This window comes from Clostridium sulfidigenes, assembly GCF_052067195.1.
Classification (GTDB): domain Bacteria; phylum Bacillota; class Clostridia; order Clostridiales; family Clostridiaceae; genus Clostridium_J; species Clostridium_J sulfidigenes.
Map to the genome: position 1 here is coordinate 19,789 of NZ_JBQHQR010000006.1, position 18,000 is coordinate 37,788.

Annotated in this window: 21 protein-coding genes; 17 read left to right on the forward strand and 4 right to left on the reverse strand. The window is 28.1% G+C overall.

Going from position 1 to position 18,000, the window contains the following annotated elements; all coding sequences use genetic code 11:
* Positions 1-55 precede the first annotated feature (55 nt).
* The 5 genes from ACTNBA_RS08515 (at position 56) to ACTNBA_RS08535 (ending at position 3,697) form a co-directional block, all read left to right on the forward strand.
* The gene (locus tag ACTNBA_RS08515; protein ID WP_441073684.1) at positions 56-1,096 is read left to right on the forward strand and encodes a S66 family peptidase; all 1,041 of its coding nucleotides are present in this window, start codon (positions 56-58) and stop codon (positions 1,094-1,096) included.
* Between the two features lie 4 nt (positions 1,097-1,100).
* Positions 1,101-1,631 (forward strand): 2'-5' RNA ligase family protein, encoded by a 531-nt coding sequence (locus ACTNBA_RS08520; protein WP_150842363.1) that lies wholly within the window; start codon positions 1,101-1,103, stop codon positions 1,629-1,631.
* Between the two features lie 159 nt (positions 1,632-1,790).
* Positions 1,791-2,330 (forward strand): 2'-5' RNA ligase family protein, encoded by a 540-nt coding sequence (locus ACTNBA_RS08525; protein WP_441073419.1) that lies wholly within the window; start codon positions 1,791-1,793, stop codon positions 2,328-2,330.
* A gap of 36 nt (positions 2,331-2,366) precedes the next feature.
* On the forward strand, positions 2,367-2,906 hold the full coding sequence (locus ACTNBA_RS08530; RefSeq protein WP_441073421.1) for a DUF402 domain-containing protein: 540 nt from the start codon (positions 2,367-2,369) through the stop codon (positions 2,904-2,906).
* Positions 2,907-3,172: 266 nt separating this feature from the next.
* A complete protein-coding gene (locus ACTNBA_RS08535; RefSeq protein ID WP_441073423.1) occupies positions 3,173-3,697 on the forward strand; it encodes a biotin transporter BioY in 525 nt (174 codons plus the stop codon).
* 55 nt (positions 3,698-3,752) lie between these two features.
* Here ACTNBA_RS08535 and ACTNBA_RS08540 read toward each other — a convergent pair whose 3' ends face one another.
* Complete coding sequence (locus ACTNBA_RS08540) at positions 3,753-4,016, reverse strand: ATP cone domain-containing protein (RefSeq protein WP_150842366.1); 264 nt, start codon at positions 4,014-4,016, stop codon at positions 3,753-3,755.
* Positions 4,017-4,263: 247 nt separating this feature from the next.
* Between ACTNBA_RS08540 and ACTNBA_RS08545 the strand changes: the two genes are divergently transcribed.
* Positions 4,264-5,187 (forward strand): DMT family transporter, encoded by a 924-nt coding sequence (locus ACTNBA_RS08545; RefSeq protein ID WP_441073424.1) that lies wholly within the window; start codon positions 4,264-4,266, stop codon positions 5,185-5,187.
* A gap of 78 nt (positions 5,188-5,265) precedes the next feature.
* Here the strand turns inward: ACTNBA_RS08545 and ACTNBA_RS08550 are convergent, their stop codons facing one another.
* Positions 5,266-5,832 (reverse strand): metal-dependent hydrolase, encoded by a 567-nt coding sequence (locus tag ACTNBA_RS08550; protein ID WP_441073426.1) that lies wholly within the window; start codon positions 5,830-5,832, stop codon positions 5,266-5,268.
* 320 nt (positions 5,833-6,152) lie between these two features.
* Between ACTNBA_RS08550 and ACTNBA_RS08555 the strand changes: the two genes are divergently transcribed.
* From ACTNBA_RS08555 to ACTNBA_RS08575, 5 genes are all read left to right on the forward strand, one after another.
* Positions 6,153-8,156, forward strand: coding sequence for a S9 family peptidase (locus tag ACTNBA_RS08555; RefSeq protein WP_346920862.1), 2,004 nt, complete (start codon positions 6,153-6,155; stop codon positions 8,154-8,156).
* Positions 8,157-8,200: 44 nt separating this feature from the next.
* The gene (locus ACTNBA_RS08560) at positions 8,201-8,542 is read left to right on the forward strand and encodes a hypothetical protein (RefSeq protein WP_346920863.1); all 342 of its coding nucleotides are present in this window, start codon (positions 8,201-8,203) and stop codon (positions 8,540-8,542) included.
* 92 nt (positions 8,543-8,634) lie between these two features.
* Positions 8,635-9,114: a peptide deformylase gene (gene def / locus ACTNBA_RS08565; protein WP_035133709.1), complete on the forward strand. Its 480-nt coding sequence runs from the start codon at positions 8,635-8,637 to the stop codon at positions 9,112-9,114.
* Between the two features lie 358 nt (positions 9,115-9,472).
* Positions 9,473-9,865 (forward strand): hypothetical protein, encoded by a 393-nt coding sequence (locus tag ACTNBA_RS08570; protein ID WP_441073427.1) that lies wholly within the window; start codon positions 9,473-9,475, stop codon positions 9,863-9,865.
* 6 nt (positions 9,866-9,871) lie between these two features.
* Positions 9,872-10,438, forward strand: a complete 567-nt coding sequence (locus tag ACTNBA_RS08575; protein ID WP_441073429.1) for a flavodoxin family protein — start codon at positions 9,872-9,874, stop codon at positions 10,436-10,438.
* On the opposite strand, the gene ACTNBA_RS08580 is transcribed toward ACTNBA_RS08575, so the two are convergent.
* Entirely contained in the window at positions 10,435-10,629 is a 195-nt protein-coding gene (locus ACTNBA_RS08580; RefSeq protein WP_035133703.1) for an aspartyl-phosphate phosphatase Spo0E family protein, read from the reverse strand. The genes ACTNBA_RS08575 and ACTNBA_RS08580 overlap by 4 nt on opposite strands.
* Positions 10,630-10,975: 346 nt before the next feature.
* Between ACTNBA_RS08580 and ACTNBA_RS08585 the strand changes: the two genes are divergently transcribed.
* The 3 genes from ACTNBA_RS08585 to ACTNBA_RS08595 all read left to right on the forward strand — a co-directional run bounded on the left by ACTNBA_RS08585 (position 10,976) and on the right by ACTNBA_RS08595 (position 13,762).
* Entirely contained in the window at positions 10,976-11,176 is a 201-nt protein-coding gene (locus ACTNBA_RS08585) for a DUF896 domain-containing protein (protein WP_035133744.1), read from the forward strand.
* A 62-nt stretch (positions 11,177-11,238) separates the two neighbouring features.
* Positions 11,239-12,150 carry an HPr(Ser) kinase/phosphatase gene (gene hprK, locus ACTNBA_RS08590; protein ID WP_441073430.1) on the forward strand — a complete coding sequence of 304 codons (912 nt, stop codon included), beginning with the start codon at positions 11,239-11,241 and terminating at the stop codon, positions 12,148-12,150.
* Between the two features lie 175 nt (positions 12,151-12,325).
* Positions 12,326-13,762, forward strand: a complete 1,437-nt coding sequence (locus ACTNBA_RS08595; RefSeq protein ID WP_207656676.1) for an aminopeptidase — start codon at positions 12,326-12,328, stop codon at positions 13,760-13,762.
* A 262-nt stretch (positions 13,763-14,024) separates the two neighbouring features.
* Here ACTNBA_RS08595 and ACTNBA_RS08600 read toward each other — a convergent pair whose 3' ends face one another.
* Positions 14,025-14,489, reverse strand: a complete 465-nt coding sequence (locus ACTNBA_RS08600) for a DUF4883 family protein (protein ID WP_167402803.1) — start codon at positions 14,487-14,489, stop codon at positions 14,025-14,027.
* Positions 14,490-14,670: 181 nt separating this feature from the next.
* Between ACTNBA_RS08600 and ACTNBA_RS08605 the strand changes: the two genes are divergently transcribed.
* From ACTNBA_RS08605 to ACTNBA_RS08615, 3 genes are all read left to right on the forward strand, one after another.
* Positions 14,671-14,880, forward strand: coding sequence for a DUF3006 domain-containing protein (locus ACTNBA_RS08605; RefSeq protein ID WP_441073433.1), 210 nt, complete (start codon positions 14,671-14,673; stop codon positions 14,878-14,880).
* A gap of 243 nt (positions 14,881-15,123) precedes the next feature.
* Complete coding sequence (locus tag ACTNBA_RS08610; protein WP_441073434.1) at positions 15,124-16,818, forward strand: [Fe-Fe] hydrogenase large subunit C-terminal domain-containing protein; 1,695 nt, start codon at positions 15,124-15,126, stop codon at positions 16,816-16,818.
* Positions 16,811-17,980: a SpoIIE family protein phosphatase gene (locus ACTNBA_RS08615; RefSeq protein WP_441073435.1), complete on the forward strand. Its 1,170-nt coding sequence runs from the start codon at positions 16,811-16,813 to the stop codon at positions 17,978-17,980. Before ACTNBA_RS08610 ends, ACTNBA_RS08615 begins: the two co-directional genes overlap by 8 nt.
* The last annotated feature ends 20 nt before the right edge of the window (positions 17,981-18,000 follow it).

Below are 18,000 nucleotides of genomic sequence, written 5' to 3' on the forward strand. Positions count from 1 at the left end.
TGAAGATATGTTAAAATCAGATTATAAAAACAATGAAGGAAATGATTTAAACTCCATGGGACTTAAAAAACCCATTATGTTAATGGAAGGAGATAAAGTTGCAACTATAAGTCTATCTTGGGGCGGAGCAGGAGATGAAGATATTTTTTGGAGATATGAAGTTGGGAAAAAAAGACTCCAAGAAGATTTTGGGCTTCAAGTTATGGAAATGAAGACAACTCTTAAGGGTACAGAATATGTATACAATAATCCAGAAGAACGGGCAAAGGATTTAATGGAAGCTTTTAAAGATCCTTCGATTAAAGGTATTTTTTCTTGTATCGGGGGCGATGAAAGCATAAGAATTTTACCTTATATTGATTACGAAGTAATAAGAAATAATCCCAAAATCTTTATTGGTTATTCTGATAGTACAGTTACACATTTTATATGTATGAAAGCTGGAATTTGTAGCTTTTATGGACCTGCGGTACTTTCTGAATTTGCAGAAAATATAAAAATGTTTGACTATACTAAGTTTTATATAAATAGAGTATTATTTACTAATGATGTTATTGGTAATATTAGACCATCAGAAATTTGGACAAGTGAACATCTACCTTGGGAAATAGAGAATAAATTTATTCCAAGAAAAGTAAATAAAAATATGGAATATGAATTATTACAAGGAAGTGGAAAGGTTCAAGGACATTTAATAGGTGGTTGTATTGATGTATTAGAAATGTTAAAAGGAACTGAAGTATGGCCAAGTAGTGACAAGTGGAAAGATGGAATATTGTTTTTGGAAACATCAGAAGATAAACCAGAACCTACTTATGTGGAATATTGGCTACGAAACTATGGAGCTCAAGGAATTTTACAAAATATAAATGGAATAGTTTTTGGAAAACCTTATGATAATGTTTATTATAATGAGTATAAGGAAGCTTTTATTAAGGTCATAAGAGATGAATTGAAACTAAAAGATTTACCAATACTATTTAATGTGAATTTTGGACACACAGCACCTATGATTACAATTCCTTATGGAGCAAAAGCTGAAATAGATTGTGAAGAGAAGGGTTTTTCAATAATAGAAAGTGGAGTTAGGAAGTGATAAAATGAGATACGTTATTGTTTCCGTTATAAAGGGAGAAGCAGGAGATTTTAACAATAATCTTAGAAAAGAAGTTTATGATAAGTTTAAGGCTAAGTCTTCAAAATTACCTGCACATTTTACTATAAAAGCCCCCTTTGAATATGATGGAGATATTAAAGAACTAGAGAAATCTATAGAAAATTATTGTATATCTCATAAAAGAGAGCCTTTAGAGATTAACGGTTATAATCACTTTGATGATAGAGTGATATATATGGATATGATAATGAGTGAAGAGGGAAAGGCTCTTCACGATGAATTAATTAGTAAAATGAGTAGGATTCCTTATATTGAATTTACTAATAAAGATGGTAAGGATAAAATATTTCATATTACTATAAGTTCAAAAAGAATAAAAACCATATATTATGATCTTTGGAATTATGTAAATAAGTATCCATGCAATTTTCATGGCTATTTTGATAATGTATGTATTTATAGGTGGGAGACTAATACTTGGGTATTACATAGAGAGTATCTTTTCCAAAAGTAAAATAATATAATAACTACTGAGTGATAATTTAATATCAATAGTTATTATAGAAAATTAATATAGATATAGTTATATATATAATTAAAATTACAATAAATTTTTAGTTTAAGATAGAATAAACTTTATATATTTATAATATATATCTGGATAGGAGTAGCTATGGGTAATGATATAAAAAGATGTATAATGATATTTCCAGAGTTTCAAAATATAAATACAATTAATGAAATAAGAGAAACTTATGATCCTTTTGTAAATAATGTGAGCCCTCATATTACGTTAGTCTTTCCTTTTGAAAGTAAAATTAAAGAGTACCAATTGAGGAATTGGATGAATGAAGCATTAAAGGGTGTAAAGCCCTTTAATGTGGAACTTGAAGGAATAATAAAAATTAGCAGTGATTCAAGTTTATATTTATGTTTAGAGGTAAAGAAAGGCAAAGAAGAAATAAGAGAAATTCACAGTAGATTATATGATGGAATACTTAAGGCGTATAAGCCACAGTGGTTAAGTCAGATTGAATTTATACCACATATGACTATTGGTAAATTTAGTTCTGAGGAAGAGCTAAATATTGCTTATAAAAAAATTGGAAACGTGAAAGAAAAGTTTTTTTCTAAGGTGGACAAGATATCTGCAGAAATTGTAGTTGAAAATGACAGATCGATTAGGGAAATAGAGATTAATTTACAAGAGTAGATTATATTAATAAGCATTATAAGGAGACGATATATAATGAAGAGAAGATTTGCTAATAAGCCAGATTGGAGTAGAGTATTAAGGAAAGAGTTTAAAATTGAATTCATAGATAATGAAGAGTTAAGAGGATATATATCAATTATCCATATGAAAGAGATAACAGAACCCTTAATTATACAAACTAAGGGTGTGGATTATTGTATTGTGGATAAGGAATATTCTTGGATTCAGTATTTTCCAGAAAATAAAAACTATGTATTAACAGTTATGATTGATGAAAAACACAATATAATTCAATGGTATTTTGACATTTCAGAAAAATATGAACTTACTGAGGATGGAATACCTTTTTATGATGACTTATTTTTGGATATAGTAGTGTTAACTACAGGAGAAGTAATTTTATTAGACGAAGAGGAATTAGAAGAGGCTTTAAATAATAAGGAAATAACAGAAAAACAATATGGAGATGCAAAAGAACAGGCTAAGGAACTTATTGTATGGATAAATAAAAACTTTGAAAAATTATATGAACTTACTAAGAAATATTATAACCATTTACAAAATATTTCTTAGGAAATATATTACATATAAGAAGTGTTTTGTATAAGATACCTCTGAGCATGTTTCAAACAAAGTTGAAGATTTCATAAGGATTCGTGTAATATTTTTTGGTATAGGTATAATTTAAAAAATCCATAAAAGAAATTGTAAACCTAATCTAAATAAAAAGATTACAATTTTCGCAAAATCTATAGAAATGGATGTACACATATGTTAATATATGAGGGAATAAATATTTGAAATAAAATATAATAAGTATTAATATGGGAGGTACAACATTGAAAATTACAACTAAGAACATTATATTATGCGCTATTTTTGCTGCATTAACAGCTATTCTCTCACAAATATCAATACCACTGCCATTTACTCCTGTTCCTATAAATCTTGCCATGATATCAGTTTTTATTGCAGGTGGCTTGTTAGAAACTAAGATAAGTGCAATTAGTCAATTGGTATATGTAATAATTGGAGCTATTGGAGTTCCTGTTTATGCAAACTTTACAGGGGGGCTTGGAATTCTAGTTGGTCCTACAGGAGGATATATAGTAGGATATATTATAACTACAATTATAATTGGAGTTATAGTTAAAAGGTTAGGGAACAGTATATATTCTTATACAGTGGCTATGGTAGTAGGTATCTTAGGATGTTACTTCGTAGGAACAGTATGGTTTATGCATATAACTCAAAATGGGTTAACAGAGGCATTACTTATGTGTGTAGTACCATTTTTAATTGGAGATATATTAAAAATTATTTTATCAGCTTTCTTAGTTAAAAAGTTAAAAAAATATGTATAGAGGATTAATAAAAGCACGGTAGATAGCTACTGTGCTTTTTATAACTGATTTAGGATTAAAGTATATTTAGCATATATGACTTAGCTATGTTTTTATATCCATATTTAATTAATGCTTCTACTACAATGCTTCTTACTTCATAACCAGTAGTTATTTCTCTAGATAAAGATATTAAGATTGACTCTACATCTGAAACAATTAGTTCTAGTTCTTTAGAGTTAAGTTGAATATCTACATCAGAGCCAGCATTTTCAACACTAGTTTTAATTTTTGATGGTTCAAAGGAAACAACATTTCCATTCTTCTTTATAAATTTCATTTAAACGCCTCCTTACTATAGTTATTATTCACACATAAGTTTATTTATAGTAATTATACACTTAAATATATAATAATAACATATATTTAAATAATAAAATTGTAGTACTAATAAAATTTTATTTAAAAGAGGAATAATGAAAAATTTGTAGAATTTAATAAGTATATGTTAAAAATCATATAGATTATTCATTATGAGAAATAAATTTTCTCATAATGAAAAAGGTTTAAATTGAAAGGGGATTATTATGACTAAGACTCAACTAAAAGCAAATATTTTACTTCTACTTACAGCTGCAATATGGGGGTTAGCATTTGTAGCTCAAAAGGTAGGAGCAGAACATGTAGGGGCTTTTACATATAATGGTATTAGATTTGCCCTTGGAAGTATTTCGTTGATACCGTTAATTTTATTTTTAAATAGGAAAAAGGGAGAGAATGAGGAAACCAAAAATAATGATAGAGATTCTTTAAAACTTACAATTAAAGCTGGGATAATTGCGGGTTGTGCCTTGTTTATAGCAACAAGTCTTCAGCAAATGGGAGTTATGGGTACAACTGCCGGAAAGGCTGGTTTCATTACTGGACTCTATATGGTTATAGTTCCTATATTAGGATTATTTTTAAAGCAAAAGGTTAATAAAAGTACTTGGATAGGAATAGTTATAGCCATTATTGGATTATATCTATTAAGCATTAATGAAGACTTTTCTATATCAAATGGTGATTTATTAGTATTAATAGGATCTGTAGGATGGGCTATACATATTTTATTAATTGATAACTTTACTAAAAAAATAGATCCATTAAAGTTATCAAGTATACAATTTGCTACATGTTCAATTTTAAGTTTAGTAATGGCTATTATATTTGAAGATATTAATATGGTAGGCATTTCTGGAGCTATGGTATCAATATTATATGGTGGGCTTTTATCTGTAGGAGTTGCATATACTCTTCAAGTAGTAGCACAAAAAAATGCAAAACCGTCACATGCAGCTATACTTCTTAGCATGGAATCTGTATTTGGTGCATTAGGAGGAGCTATGTTCTTAGGAGAAAGAATTGGTACTAGAGGCTTAGTTGGATGTATACTTATATTTATAGCTATAATAATTTCTCAACTAAAGCCTTCAGAAAAAGGTTCAAAAGATATGGCCAAAAATATTTAATAGTATATTAAAGCTTGTACTATAGCTACTGCAATTATGAATGTAGTAGATTATAATACAAGCTTTATTCATATTAGGTTATAGTAGAAAATAAATATAAATTTTATAAATATAATATGATAATGGTAGTAAATATAAAATCTTTAATATTTTATTAAAGATTTTTTCACCTATTGAATTAGTTTTAAGATTAAGGAAATTAATATTAATTTTTAGTGGAAATAATAATTCTACCCCTTGGTGAGTAAATAAATCTAGAAATATATGTGATGCATACCCAAACCAAAAGCCATAGCATAATATTTCTATTACAACATTCCAGTTGCTTATGTAAATAAAAAAAATATAAACTATATATAATACTATTAAACACAATAAACTATGAGTAAAACCTCTGTGTTTAAATTTTTTACCTAAGGATTTTGAAATTAATGGATATCTTTTGCTTATATAAGAACTTTTAAGATCTATATCAGGAAAGAGTGCGCCAATATTTACTGCACGAAAATATAAAATTATCAATAGTAACTGATAAATTAATAAGTAATTGTTTAAGATCTTTAGGATCATTGGGTAAATAGTTATAACTCCAATTAAAAATCCACCAGATTCATGTGTTTGTTTTGTCATTTTTTCACCTGTCATCTTTTGTTTTACTACTAATTATTAAAGCTATAATATCTGCTCAGTAGTTAAATACATTATATATTAATTATAGGGTTACGTACATATGTTTTGTGATATGTATGATAAAATTTTGATAATGGAACTCTATATAAATCAAGTAAGTGAAATTTAAAAAAAATATTTGTTTTATTGTTCTGCAAGGAGTAAAGCTGTACAATGATTAATTGGTTTAGCTTAAGAAAAAAATAGTGAAGTATGTCAATAAGTCATATTATAATAATTACAATGAAGTTAAAATATGGTATAATTATTTCAATATGTAATTGGGGGGGAGCGTCATGAAAAACATTCAACTAGAAGATTTTACAAAATATAATTTTTTATCATCTCTAAACTTTTCACCAAAGGGAGATACTGCTTGTTTTGTAGTGTCTAATTGTAATTTAGAGGATAACACATATGATTCTAATTTGTGGCTTTATGATTTAACTTTGAATAAGTATCATCAATTGACTACTTTTAATAAAGAAAGAAGTTATATATGGCTCCAAGATAATGAGACTATATTATTTCAAGGAGTAAGAGATAGTAAGGATAAAAAGAAACTTGAAGATGGTGATGAATTTACTCAATTCTACAAGTTAAATATTCGTGGTGGAGAAGCTGTTAAGGCTTTTAAAATCCCTATGTTAGTTGAAACTATAGTTGAGGTGGATGAAGATACATTCCTTTTCACAGGGATTCATAAAGTTGGGAGAAAAAGTTTAATTGGACTTTCTGACGCTGAAAAAGTTGAGGAATTAAAGTCTAGAAAAGAAGAGAAGGACTATGAAGTTTTAGATGAGATTCCATTTTGGAGCAATGGTGGTGGATTTACTAATAAAAAGAGAAGTGGATTATATAAATATGTAGTAAGTACAGAGGAGATAAACTTAATAACTGATGAGTATACTTCGGTTATGTCATTAGAATTAAGTGAAGATAAAAGTAAGGTAGTATTTGCTGCAAGCTCCTATAAAGATAAGGCAGCAATTAATGATGAGCTATATATTTATAATATTAAATTAGATGAGCTTTCTTTAATTAACGGAGAAGAAAAATTTTCTTATAGCTATGTAAATTTCATGGATGAAGAGAAATTAATAGTACTTGGAAGTGATATGCAAGAATATGGAATTAATGAGGATGGTAGATTCTACCTAATAGATATAAATACTAAGATTAAAACCTTATTAACTCCAGATTTTGATAAAAGTACATGGAACTCTGTAGGTTCAGATTGTAGATATGGAGGAGGAAAATCTATTGTAAGAGATAGTAAATACTTATATTTTATAACTACAGAAATAGATAGTTCTTATATAAATAGAATCAATATAGATGGAAATATAGAAAAAATAAGTTTTAATAAAGGGTCTGTAGATTGTTTTGATGTTAAGAATGGTAGTATATTATTTATAGGCCTTAGAAATCAAAAATTACAAGAAATATATTCTTTAAAAGATGGTAGCGAGTGTGAAATTTCAAAATTTAATCAGTGGATTCATGATGAATTAAAAATCTCGAAACCAGAAAGAGTTGAGGTTGAAACAGAACCAGGTGTTGTAATAGAAGGATGGGTATTAAAACCTGTAGACTTTGAAGAAGATAAAAAATATCCTGCTATTTTAGATATTCATGGTGGACCTAAAACTGTATATGGTGAAGTTTTTTATCATGAGATGCAACTTTGGGCTAATATGGGGTACTTTGTATTCTTTTGTAACCCAAGGGGGAGTGACGGTCATGGGAGAGCTTATGCAGACATTAGAGGGAAATACGGAACTATTGATTACCATGATATAATGACTTTTACAGATATAGTTTTAGAGAAGTATAAAAATATTGATGTAAACAATGTAGGGGTAACTGGTGGATCTTATGGAGGATTTATGACTAACTGGATAATTGGTCATACTGATAGATTTAAAGCTGCAGCATCTCAAAGAAGTATATCTAACTGGATTTCTAAGTTTTGCACTACAGATATAGGGTTCTATTTTGTAGATGATCAAAATGGTGGCACTCCATGGAGTAATGTGGATAAATTATGGTATCATTCACCGCTTAAATATGCAGATAAAGTTAAGACACCAACTTTATTTATACATTCAGAAGAAGACTATAGATGTTGGTTAGCAGAAGGTATACAGATGTTCACAGCTTTAAAATATCATGGAGTTGAAGCTAGACTTTGCATGTTTAGAGGAGAAAACCATGAGCTTAGCAGAAGTGGAAAACCAAAGCATAGAATAAGAAGAATTACAGAAATAACAAATTGGTTTGAAGAACATCTAAAATAATTGTATGAATTATAAATGAAAAAATTCAGAATAGGAGGAGTAATATGGCTATGACTTTTAAACTTATATCCTTGATTTTAATAATAATCTATGGTGGATTATCTATGTTTGCTTGTGCTATGGCCATCAAAGAAAGTAGAGAAAGTATTTTCCCTAATTTATTGATGATTACAGGAAGCGTAGCTATTTTACTTGCTTCTATTACACAGTTTAAAAGTGGAAGTAATATGTTATATATACTTTTGTTAGGATTGATATCAATACATGTAGCTGCAATAATTCATGGATATAAAATATTTAATAAGCTGAATTTAAAACATCATATACTAAGGGGATGTATTTCTTTGATAATTTTAATATGCTATTATGTAGGTTATTTTTCTTAGTATTTTAGTAAGATGCTAAAAACATAGGATGAAAAATATATAAAAATATGGTTTAATATACTTATGAAAGAATATGAAAGGGGTAACTTAAGATGGCAGTAAAGAAGATAGTTCAATATGGAGATGAACATTTAAAAAGGGTTAGTGATACTGTAGTTGAGATAAATGAAGAAATAAGAGATTTAATTCAAGATTTAAAGGATACATTATCAACGGTTGAAGGTATTGGACTTGCAGCTCCACAAATTGCTGTAAATAAAAGAGTTATATTAATTGACTTAACGCCTGATAATTCTTCGCCTTTAATACTGATTAATCCTAAAGCTATTAAAGTATCTAAAGAAACAGCTAGAGATTATGAGGGATGTCTTAGCTATGTGGGATATGAAGGATTGGTTGAAAGACCTACAAAAATGATAGTTGAAGCATTAAATGAAAATGGTAAACTTATAAAGTATGAAGTAGAAGATTTTATGGCAAGAGTTTTTTGTCATGAGATGGATCATTTAGAAGGAATTCTTTATATGGAAAAAGCTGATGAAATGTATGAATTAGTGGAAGGTAAAGAATAAAAGTTATTTATTGGTAATGTGAAAATAGATGGAACTGTTAAATGGTTATTTATAAATATAACCTTTTAACAGTTCTTATTTATTTTGTGAATTTAAAGTTATTATAGATAACTTTAAATAGGCTATTTAAAAACTTTAATATAGATTTATACTAAAATTTAGATTATTATATAATAAAGGTAAAATTTAAGCTTTATTATGTAATAAGTGAAAGTATATAATATAAAGAAATACATAAACAAATATTAATTTATAAATTTAGTGAATTAAAGAAATCTTGCATATAGAGACTTAGAAATGCAGAAATTAAGTAAATGTAGTAGAAATATAATAAATAAAAATAAAGGAGTACTATACTATGAATAAACAAGAAATTATAGAGATTTTAGAGGATAATGCTTTAGAAAATATTACAGAAGTAAAAAAGCATGATCATTGCTTCATAATTAAATTTTCTTACGAATTTGACGAGTTAGAAATTGAAGGAGCTAGAGAATTTGCCAATGAAGATTGTGAGGAAAAAAGAGAAGGAGAACAATGGTATGAAGAGTATTTTCTACCTTATTTAAATGATACTGCAATAGATAATATTAATGACATAGTAGATGAAATTTCAGAGGAGTATGATTTAGATTATGAAATGTTGTCTTATGAGCTTTCTGAAGATGATTATGATTCAATGAATTTTTTAGTTGCATTTTATAGAGAAGTTTTACCTGTAGATATTGATGAATTAATTATGGAGTTATAATTAATTATGAAAAAAATAATTATAATAAATGGTTCTCCCAATAAAGAAGGTCACACAAATAAAATAGTAGATTCAATTTTGGAAGGTATTAATCCCAACGTGGAAATAAAGCATATTAATTGTTATGATATGAATATTAATCCATGTATTGATTGTAAATATTGTAGTAAAGTATTAGGGGAGTGCTCAATTAAAGATTCTATGACGGATATTTATAAACATATACAACAATGTGATATAATCATTTTAGCATCTCCTATGTATTTTGGTATGTTTCCATCACCATTAAAATCATTGATAGATAGGTGTCAAGTGCTCTGGAGTAAAAAGTTTATTTTTAAACAAAATACAAAAGAACGAAAACAGGGTATATTTATATTTAATGGGGGCAGTTCCTGGAATAATATGTTTAACTCTATGGAAACTATAGGTAAATATTTTTTTAATACCCTTAACTGTGATATTTCATTTAAACTATATATAGACAATACAGACATAAATTATAATTATATTAATAAACATTTTGATGATATTTTAAAATGTCAAAACATGATAAATGTGGAAGTACATTAGGCTAATTTCTTATGTTTTTTATCATTATTAGAATTATTACTCATCTTTTGATATTCTACGATATATTCATCTAAATGTTGAGAGCATATTACAACAATATTATCTGTAGGTCTCTTAAATCTAAGCAGTACATGTAGTAGTAGTTTAAAAGATTTAATTTTTTGATTTAGGAATTTAAATTTTAATAACATACCATCACATCCTTAAACTTTATATTTTTATTTTAACAGAGATATAGCATAATGTTAATGATTATTAATAGTCAAATTCATATTAAGTTTTACAAAAATCACCATAAAAGCGATAAATATATCATAAAAAACTTATAAGTAAATATATGAAGATGACTTAAAGCCATTTCTCGGATATCGAAGTAAATATAATAATACACTTTGCGACATGCAACAAATAAAAATTTAAAATAATTAAAAAAATACCTATAAATAATACTATAATTCACATCATAGTAATTATTTGGGGGAAGTTACTATATAATCGTATAATAGACTATTAGGAGGAAAAATGGATAAAGAATATATAAATATTGATAATATGAAAATAGAAGAAGTTATTGAGGAAATAAACTTTTTATATAAAAAGAGCCAAGAATCTGGTTTAACAGAAGCTGAAAAAAATAGACAGCAAGTTTTGAGAAGAAGGTATATAGATAATGTTAAAAGAAATTTTAAGGCTCAGATTAGTGGATATAAACCTGTAGACCCAAAACATAATAATTAGTAAAATAGAATTTAAGTAAACAATAATCATAAATGCAAGATATGAGGTAGGGGAGGCGTAAGATGGGAGTACAAGTTTTAGATTTAGTTAACAACTATAATTTAGAGGTTTTAGTAGAAGGAGATTTAGAATCTAATATTGTGGTAAGTGAGATAAATAGGCCTGGATTACAATTTGCTGGTTTCTATGATTATTTCGATAATAAGAGAATTCAAGTTGTAGGTAAAACTGAGTGGAGTTATCTAAAGTGTCTTGATCCAGAAGTAAGGATACGTAGAATAAAAAAATACTTTTCTTTCCCAATACCTGGAGTAATAATTACAAGTGGATTAAAAGTACATGATGAATTTTTAGAAGAAGCAAGAAATAAAAATGTTACTGTTCTCAGAAGTATTGATAAGACTACAAAATTCATTAATAGGGTTAGTAATTTTTTAGACTCAGAGTTAGCTCCAGAAACTAGGCTCCATGGTGTTTTAGTAGATGTGTATGGAATTGGCATATTGATTATAGGAGAAAGTGGAATAGGAAAAAGTGAAGCAGCATTGGAGCTTATTAAAAGAGGTCATAGGCTTGGAGCTGATGATGCAGTAGATATTAAAGAAATAGATGGAAAGTTATATGGTTCTTGTCCTTATATAACTACAGGAATGCTTGAAGTTAGAGGTATGGGGATTATTGATTTATCAGCAATTTATGGTAGTAGCTGTATAGTTTCTCAAAAAAATATCAACTTAGTTATTTCTTTAGTTAACTGGGACGTAAATGATAAATATGAAAGACTTGGAGTAGATAAAGAGTATATGGATATACTAGGGGTTGAGGTAGAGAAAATAGTATTACCTTTAAAGCCAGGGCGTAACATAGCAGTTATAATCGAAGCTGCAGCAGCTAATTTTAGATATAATGCCACATCAAATTGTACTGCGGTAGAAACAATTGAAAAGAGAATCATGGATAGTCAAAATACTTAAGAGTTTTAGTGCAAAAAATATAATTTAAAGAATAATTTTATAAAAATTTTAAGTTGTATTAGGCACTTACTTATAAAGTTTACTGTAATAAATTTAAATATAGTATACATTTGAAATTTTCACAAATTTAAATTGTAAATCAATTTGAGTTGAGTTAATATAAAAGTATAATTATATGACTATGATTTTATTGGGAGGGATTTTAGTGGAAGATTTAAAAAAATTAGAAAAGAAATATGAATTGGTCTGGGATAAATACGGAAAGGAAGACCTTGATAAGGCATTCGAATTATCAGATAGATATATAGATTTTATGTCAAAGTGTAAAACTGAAAGAGAATGTGTTACTGAATTCATAGAAATGGCAGAAAAAGACGGATATTTAGATATAAATCAGTGCATAGCTGAAGGAAGAAAGCTTAAAGCTGGAGATAAAGTTTATGCAAATTGCATGGGAAAAACTCTTGCATTATTCTTAATAGGAACAGAACCTATAGAAAAAGGTTTTAAAATATTAGGAGCACATGTTGACTCACCAAGACTTGATCTAAAGCAAAATCCATTATATGAAGATTCAGATTTTGCAATGCTTAAAACTCATTACTATGGAGGAATTAAAAAATATCAGTGGGTTACTATACCTCTAGCAATTCATGGTGTTGTGATTAAAAAAGATGGAAGTGTAGTAAACATAGTTATAGGTGAAGATGATAGGGAGCCAGTAGTAGGAATATCAGATTTATTAGTTCACTTATCTGCAGATCAAATGGCTAAGACATTAGCTAAAGGAATCGAAGGCGAAAGTTTAAATGTATGTGTTGGATCTATACCAGTAGAAGATAAAGAAGCTAAAAATAGAGTTAAACTTAACATATTAAGACTTCTTAATGAAAAATACGGAATTACAGAGGAAGACTTTGTATCAGCAGAGCTAGAGGTTGTTCCAGCAGGAAGAGCTAGAAGTTATGGTTTAGATAGCTCAATGGTTATGGCCTATGGTCATGACGATAGAATATGTGCATATACTTCTTTTGAAGCAATGATGAAAATTAAGAATACAGATAAAACTTGTATCACATTACTTGTAGATAAAGAAGAGGTTGGAAGTCAAGGTGCTACAGGAATGCAGTCAAGATTCTTTGAAAACACTGTAGCAGAACTTGTAAACCTTGTTGAAGATTATAGTGAACTTAAAGTTAGAAGAGCACTTGCAAATTCTAAAATGCTTTCTTCAGACGTAAGTGCAGCTTTTGATCCAAATTATCCATCAGTAAGTGAAAAGCAAAATAACGCATTCTTCGGTAAAGGTGTGGTATTCAATAAATATACTGGAGCAAGAGGAAAAGGTGGATGTAATGATGCAAATCCAGAATTTATTGCTCAATTAAGAAGAGTAATGGATAAGCATAATGTTTATTGGCAAACATCAGAACTTGGAAAAGTTGACCAAGGCGGCGGTGGTACTATAGCATACATTCTTGCTGAATATGGAATGGAAGTTATAGATTCAGGTGTAGCTCTACACAATATGCACGCGCCATGGGAAATTGCAAGTAAAGCAGACATATATGAAACTTGCAGAGCTTATGAGGCATTTTTATTAGATATCTAATTTTAATATTTATATAAACAGAGTTCTTTGCTTCAGAGGGAGTTTTTACACTCCCTCTGAAAGTTACTAACAGAATTCTTAGTATCAGTATTTTCGATACTTAGAATTCGTTGTCCTTTAGGGGAAATCGTTATCCAGGGACGTAACAGCTTTTTACGACTACTTTGAAGAAGAGGGTAGTATTAGAGCTGGTAGTCATCGGATAAAACATAAAAGGTAGAAGAAATATTCTTCTGCCTTTTATATTTTCATTTATTGCTAACTATTCTTCTGTAAAGTATTTACAAATGCCATATAAGTTATAGGAAATTGGCACTTCAGTAATATTTAAGTAATCAACTTCATATTTACCATCCCAATCATAGATAGATATATATTTTTCGTTAAATATAGTTATGCCATATTTTTTATTTGGGAATTCAATATATACTTTATATTTATAAGATTCAGGTAAATCATTAGGTTTTTTTATGAAATAGCTTTCATCTAAGGAATTTAAAAAACTAACAATATCTTTAGATTCTGTAGAAGGAAAATCAAATTCTTTAAAAAATTCTTTATAAAATACAGAAATACGTGTTGGCTCTGATTTATTAAGATTGGTTACTAGTTCTTGAGTATAATAATCAAGATATGTTTTTTCTTTATTTAGTGATGACTTTACCTTTGTACAGCCAGTGGTTATTGTTATTATAATAATAAATAAAATTAAAAATTTCTTTTTCAAAATATCAACCCCTCTATTCCTTATAAATTATGAAAGATAAGGTGTAATTATTACTACTAATAAGAAAAAATACTAGGTATAATATGTATAAATAAAAATGCAATATTTGTATTATAAATATTTACCATTTAATTATAAAAATCATGTTTATTATTAATAATAGTATAAAAGGAGGAAGGTTATGATAATTATTGATAGGTTTGAAGAAGAGTACGCTGTATGTGAAAAGGAAGATATGGAAATGGTAAATATACCAATTATGTATTTACCAAAGGGCATTAAAGAGGGAGATTGTATAGATTTAGTTAATGGTAAATACATTATTAATAATAAAGAGACGGAAAAACTTAAGAAACAAATTGAAAAACTTACAGATAATATGTGGATATAATAGTGTTAATTTAATCAAAAAGATATGTTAAGCATATCTTTTTTTATGGAAAACAATATACTTTATACATATATACACTAAGAAAATAAAATTATAGAATATATTTTAACACTTGGCATTTGAGTCTTAGTTAGAATTGACAATTATACTATTCGGCTATACAATTGAGTTGTTAAAACTTTATCAAATTGATATTGTTAAATAGTTTACATTATTTATTTTATGATAGGGGATAGATTTTCCATGGGTATACTGAAATTTAAAAAAGCTAATTGTAAGAACTGTTATAAATGCATTAGAAATTGTCCTGTTAAAGCTATAGAGGTAAAAAATCATCAAGCCCAGATTATTGAAAGAGATTGTATTTTATGTGGTAATTGTATGGTTGTTTGCCCTCAGAATGCCAAAGAAATTCGTAATGATGTATTAACTATAAAGAATTTGATCAGGGAGGGCAAACAGGTCATTGCTAGTATAGCGCCTTCTTATATTTCAAATTACAACGTTACTCAGTTTTCACAATTTGCTAATGTGCTAAGAAAGCTTGGATTTAGTAATGCTTTTGAAACGGCAGAAGGAGCATACATAGTCAAAAGTGAATATGAAAATTTGATTAAAAATCATTGGAAAAATGTAATTATATCTTCATGTTGTCCTACGGTTGTTAAATTAGTTCAGAAGCATTATCCAGAAGCGGTAAAGTATTTAGCACCTGTAATTTCACCAGTGCAAGCTCATAGTAAGTTATTGAAAAGTAATATAGAGGATGCTATTGTTGTGTTTATTGGTCCATGCATATCTAAAAAAGAAGAATGTGGAAGTGGAGAAGAATACAATGATATAACCATTACCTTTGAAGAATTAGATATTTGGATAAATGAAGAAGGATTAAAATTTGAAGATAATATAAACATAGATAAAAACACTTATGTTTCAAGATTATTCCCCATAACTGGAGGAATTTTGAATACAATGAATAAAAATTCTGAGTATAGATATATTGCTATTGATGGTCTAGATAATTGCATAGAAACCCTAAAAGAAATAATTAATAATAATCTAGATAATTGTTTTATTGAAATGAGTGCGTGTAGTGGTAGTTGTATAAATGGACCAGCATCATCTCATAACAAAGCCTTACGGATATCTTCAATGAATAAGGTAGAAAGTATAGCATTGAATGAATGTAATCCTACTGATTTTGATTTGAAATATAATATTGATACAAGTAGAAGAATTACAGATGAACAAGTAGTTGTTCAATCTCCTAGTGATAGGGAGATTAGCAGTATATTAAGAAAAATGGGGAAAAACAGTATTGAGGATGAATTGAACTGTGGAACTTGTGGGTATTCAACTTGTAGAGAAAAAGCAATAGCAGTAATTTTAGGAAAAGCAGAAATAAGTATGTGTTTACCCTATATGAAGGAAAAAGCAGAATCTTTTTCTGATAAGATTATAAGTGTTACACCTAATGCTATTCTTACTGTAGATACTAATTTAAAAGTTCAACAGATTAATAAATCAGCTTGTGACATATTTGAAATTCAAAATTCCAGAGATATTATTGGTTTTTCAGTATCTAGAATTTTGGATGAATTTGATTTTATAAAGGTAATTAGCAAAGAAGAGAATGTAGCAAATGAAAATGTTTACTTACCTGAATACGGTAAGTTTGTTAAACAGAATTTTATATATGATAAAAATAGCGGAATTGTTATTTGTATAATGAAGGATATAACTAAACTAAAACTAAAAAGAGAGAAATTGATTAAAGAAAAGACACTTAGAGCAGAGATAACTGATAAAATTGTTGAAAAGCATATGTGTATTGTACATGAGATTGCATCATTACTTGGAGAAACAGCCGCTGAAACTCAAGTAGCACTTACAGACCTTAAAGAAGCAATACTTATGGAGGAAGAGGATTATGACTAATTTGTTTTTGGAAAGCGGATTTGCAAGCTTTAACAAACATGGTGAATCTATCTCTGGAGATTTTTATACTACAATAAAAGGTAAAGATAAGACCACATTTGTATTGTCTGATGGGTTGGGAAGTGGTATTAAGGCTAATATACTAGCAACTTTAACATCAAAGATATTAGGCACCATGATGGCTAGTAATATGTCTATAGAGGAAAGCGTATATACAATAGCTAAAAGTTTACCAGTTTGCAAGGTTAGAAATATGGCATATTCAACTTTTACTATACTTCAAATTTATCAACGAGGTGATGCATATTTAGCACAATTTGATAATCCGTCGGTAATTTTAATTAGAGAAGGGAAAAACGTTGTATATGATTCAATGTGCAAAGTTATATATGAAAAAGAAATACATGAAAGCAATATTAAGCTTTATATAGGAGATATGATAATACTTTTAACTGATGGAGTTACAAGTGCTGGTCTCGGGAGAACTACAAAAAATGGGTGGAGAAGAGAAAGTGTTATAGAATATGTTCAGAGATGGTACACTCCAGAAATGTCACCACAAAGGATGGCAGCAACCATAGCAAATGCATCTATGGATTTATATTTAAATTCCCCAGATGATGACATAACCGTTGCTGTGTTTAAAATCTGTGAGAGAAAAGTAGTAAATCTTATGATAGGTCCACCAGAGCATAAAGAAGATGATAATAAGGTATTAAAACTTTTTTTTTCAAGAAAGGGTAAGAAGATAATTTGTGGAGGAACTACGGCTAAGATAGCAAGTAGATATTTAAATAAACCTATTGTAATAAACAATAATACATGCAATGAGGAAATACCGTCAACTGCGTGTATTGAAGGAGTAGATTTAGTTACGGAAGGAGTTATAACTTTGGATAAAGTTTTAAAAATTGCTAAACAATATAGTGTTACATCAAATATATCCTTAGATTTAAGGAATAAAATAGATGGAGCTTCCATGATAGCCAAAATTTTATTTGAAGAATCAACTGATATAAATTTTTTTATAGGGAATGCAATAAATCCTGTTCATGATGATTCCAATAGTCATATTAGTTATACTATAAAATTAGGAATAATAAGAGAATTAGAAAAGATACTTAGTAATATGGGTAAAAATGTTAAAGTGAGTATGTGTTAAAAAAGAGTTTAAAAGAAGAA

Bases quoted from the DNA above. Each gene is read 5' to 3' on its own strand.
- ACTNBA_RS08595 (WP_207656676.1), top strand. From the start codon at position 12,326: ATGACTATGATTTTATTGGGAGGGATTTTAGTGGAAGATTTAAAAAAA.
- ACTNBA_RS08555 (WP_346920862.1), top strand. From the start codon at position 6,153: ATGAAAAACATTCAACTAGAAGATTTTACAAAATATAATTTTTTATCA.
- ACTNBA_RS08550 (WP_441073426.1), bottom strand. From the start codon at position 5,832: ATGACAGGTGAAAAAATGACAAAACAAACACATGAATCTGGTGGATTT.
- ACTNBA_RS08520 (WP_150842363.1), top strand. From the start codon at position 1,101: ATGAGATACGTTATTGTTTCCGTTATAAAGGGAGAAGCAGGAGATTTT.
- ACTNBA_RS08525 (WP_441073419.1), top strand. From the start codon at position 1,791: ATGGGTAATGATATAAAAAGATGTATAATGATATTTCCAGAGTTTCAA.
- ACTNBA_RS08615 (WP_441073435.1), top strand. From the start codon at position 16,811: ATGACTAATTTGTTTTTGGAAAGCGGATTTGCAAGCTTTAACAAACAT.
- ACTNBA_RS08540 (WP_150842366.1), bottom strand. From the start codon at position 4,016: ATGAAATTTATAAAGAAGAATGGAAATGTTGTTTCCTTTGAACCATCA.
- ACTNBA_RS08580 (WP_035133703.1), bottom strand. From the start codon at position 10,629: ATGTTATTAAAATTTAAATTCCTAAATCAAAAAATTAAATCTTTTAAA.
- ACTNBA_RS08545 (WP_441073424.1), top strand. From the start codon at position 4,264: ATGACTAAGACTCAACTAAAAGCAAATATTTTACTTCTACTTACAGCT.
- ACTNBA_RS08575 (WP_441073429.1), top strand. From the start codon at position 9,872: ATGAAAAAAATAATTATAATAAATGGTTCTCCCAATAAAGAAGGTCAC.
- ACTNBA_RS08610 (WP_441073434.1), top strand. From the start codon at position 15,124: ATGGGTATACTGAAATTTAAAAAAGCTAATTGTAAGAACTGTTATAAA.
- hprK (WP_441073430.1), top strand. From the start codon at position 11,239: ATGGGAGTACAAGTTTTAGATTTAGTTAACAACTATAATTTAGAGGTT.
- ACTNBA_RS08515 (WP_441073684.1), top strand. From the start codon at position 56: ATGGGACTTAAAAAACCCATTATGTTAATGGAAGGAGATAAAGTTGCA.
- ACTNBA_RS08605 (WP_441073433.1), top strand. From the start codon at position 14,671: ATGATAATTATTGATAGGTTTGAAGAAGAGTACGCTGTATGTGAAAAG.
- ACTNBA_RS08570 (WP_441073427.1), top strand. From the start codon at position 9,473: ATGAATAAACAAGAAATTATAGAGATTTTAGAGGATAATGCTTTAGAA.
- ACTNBA_RS08560 (WP_346920863.1), top strand. From the start codon at position 8,201: ATGGCTATGACTTTTAAACTTATATCCTTGATTTTAATAATAATCTAT.
- ACTNBA_RS08530 (WP_441073421.1), top strand. From the start codon at position 2,367: ATGAAGAGAAGATTTGCTAATAAGCCAGATTGGAGTAGAGTATTAAGG.
- def (WP_035133709.1), top strand. From the start codon at position 8,635: ATGGCAGTAAAGAAGATAGTTCAATATGGAGATGAACATTTAAAAAGG.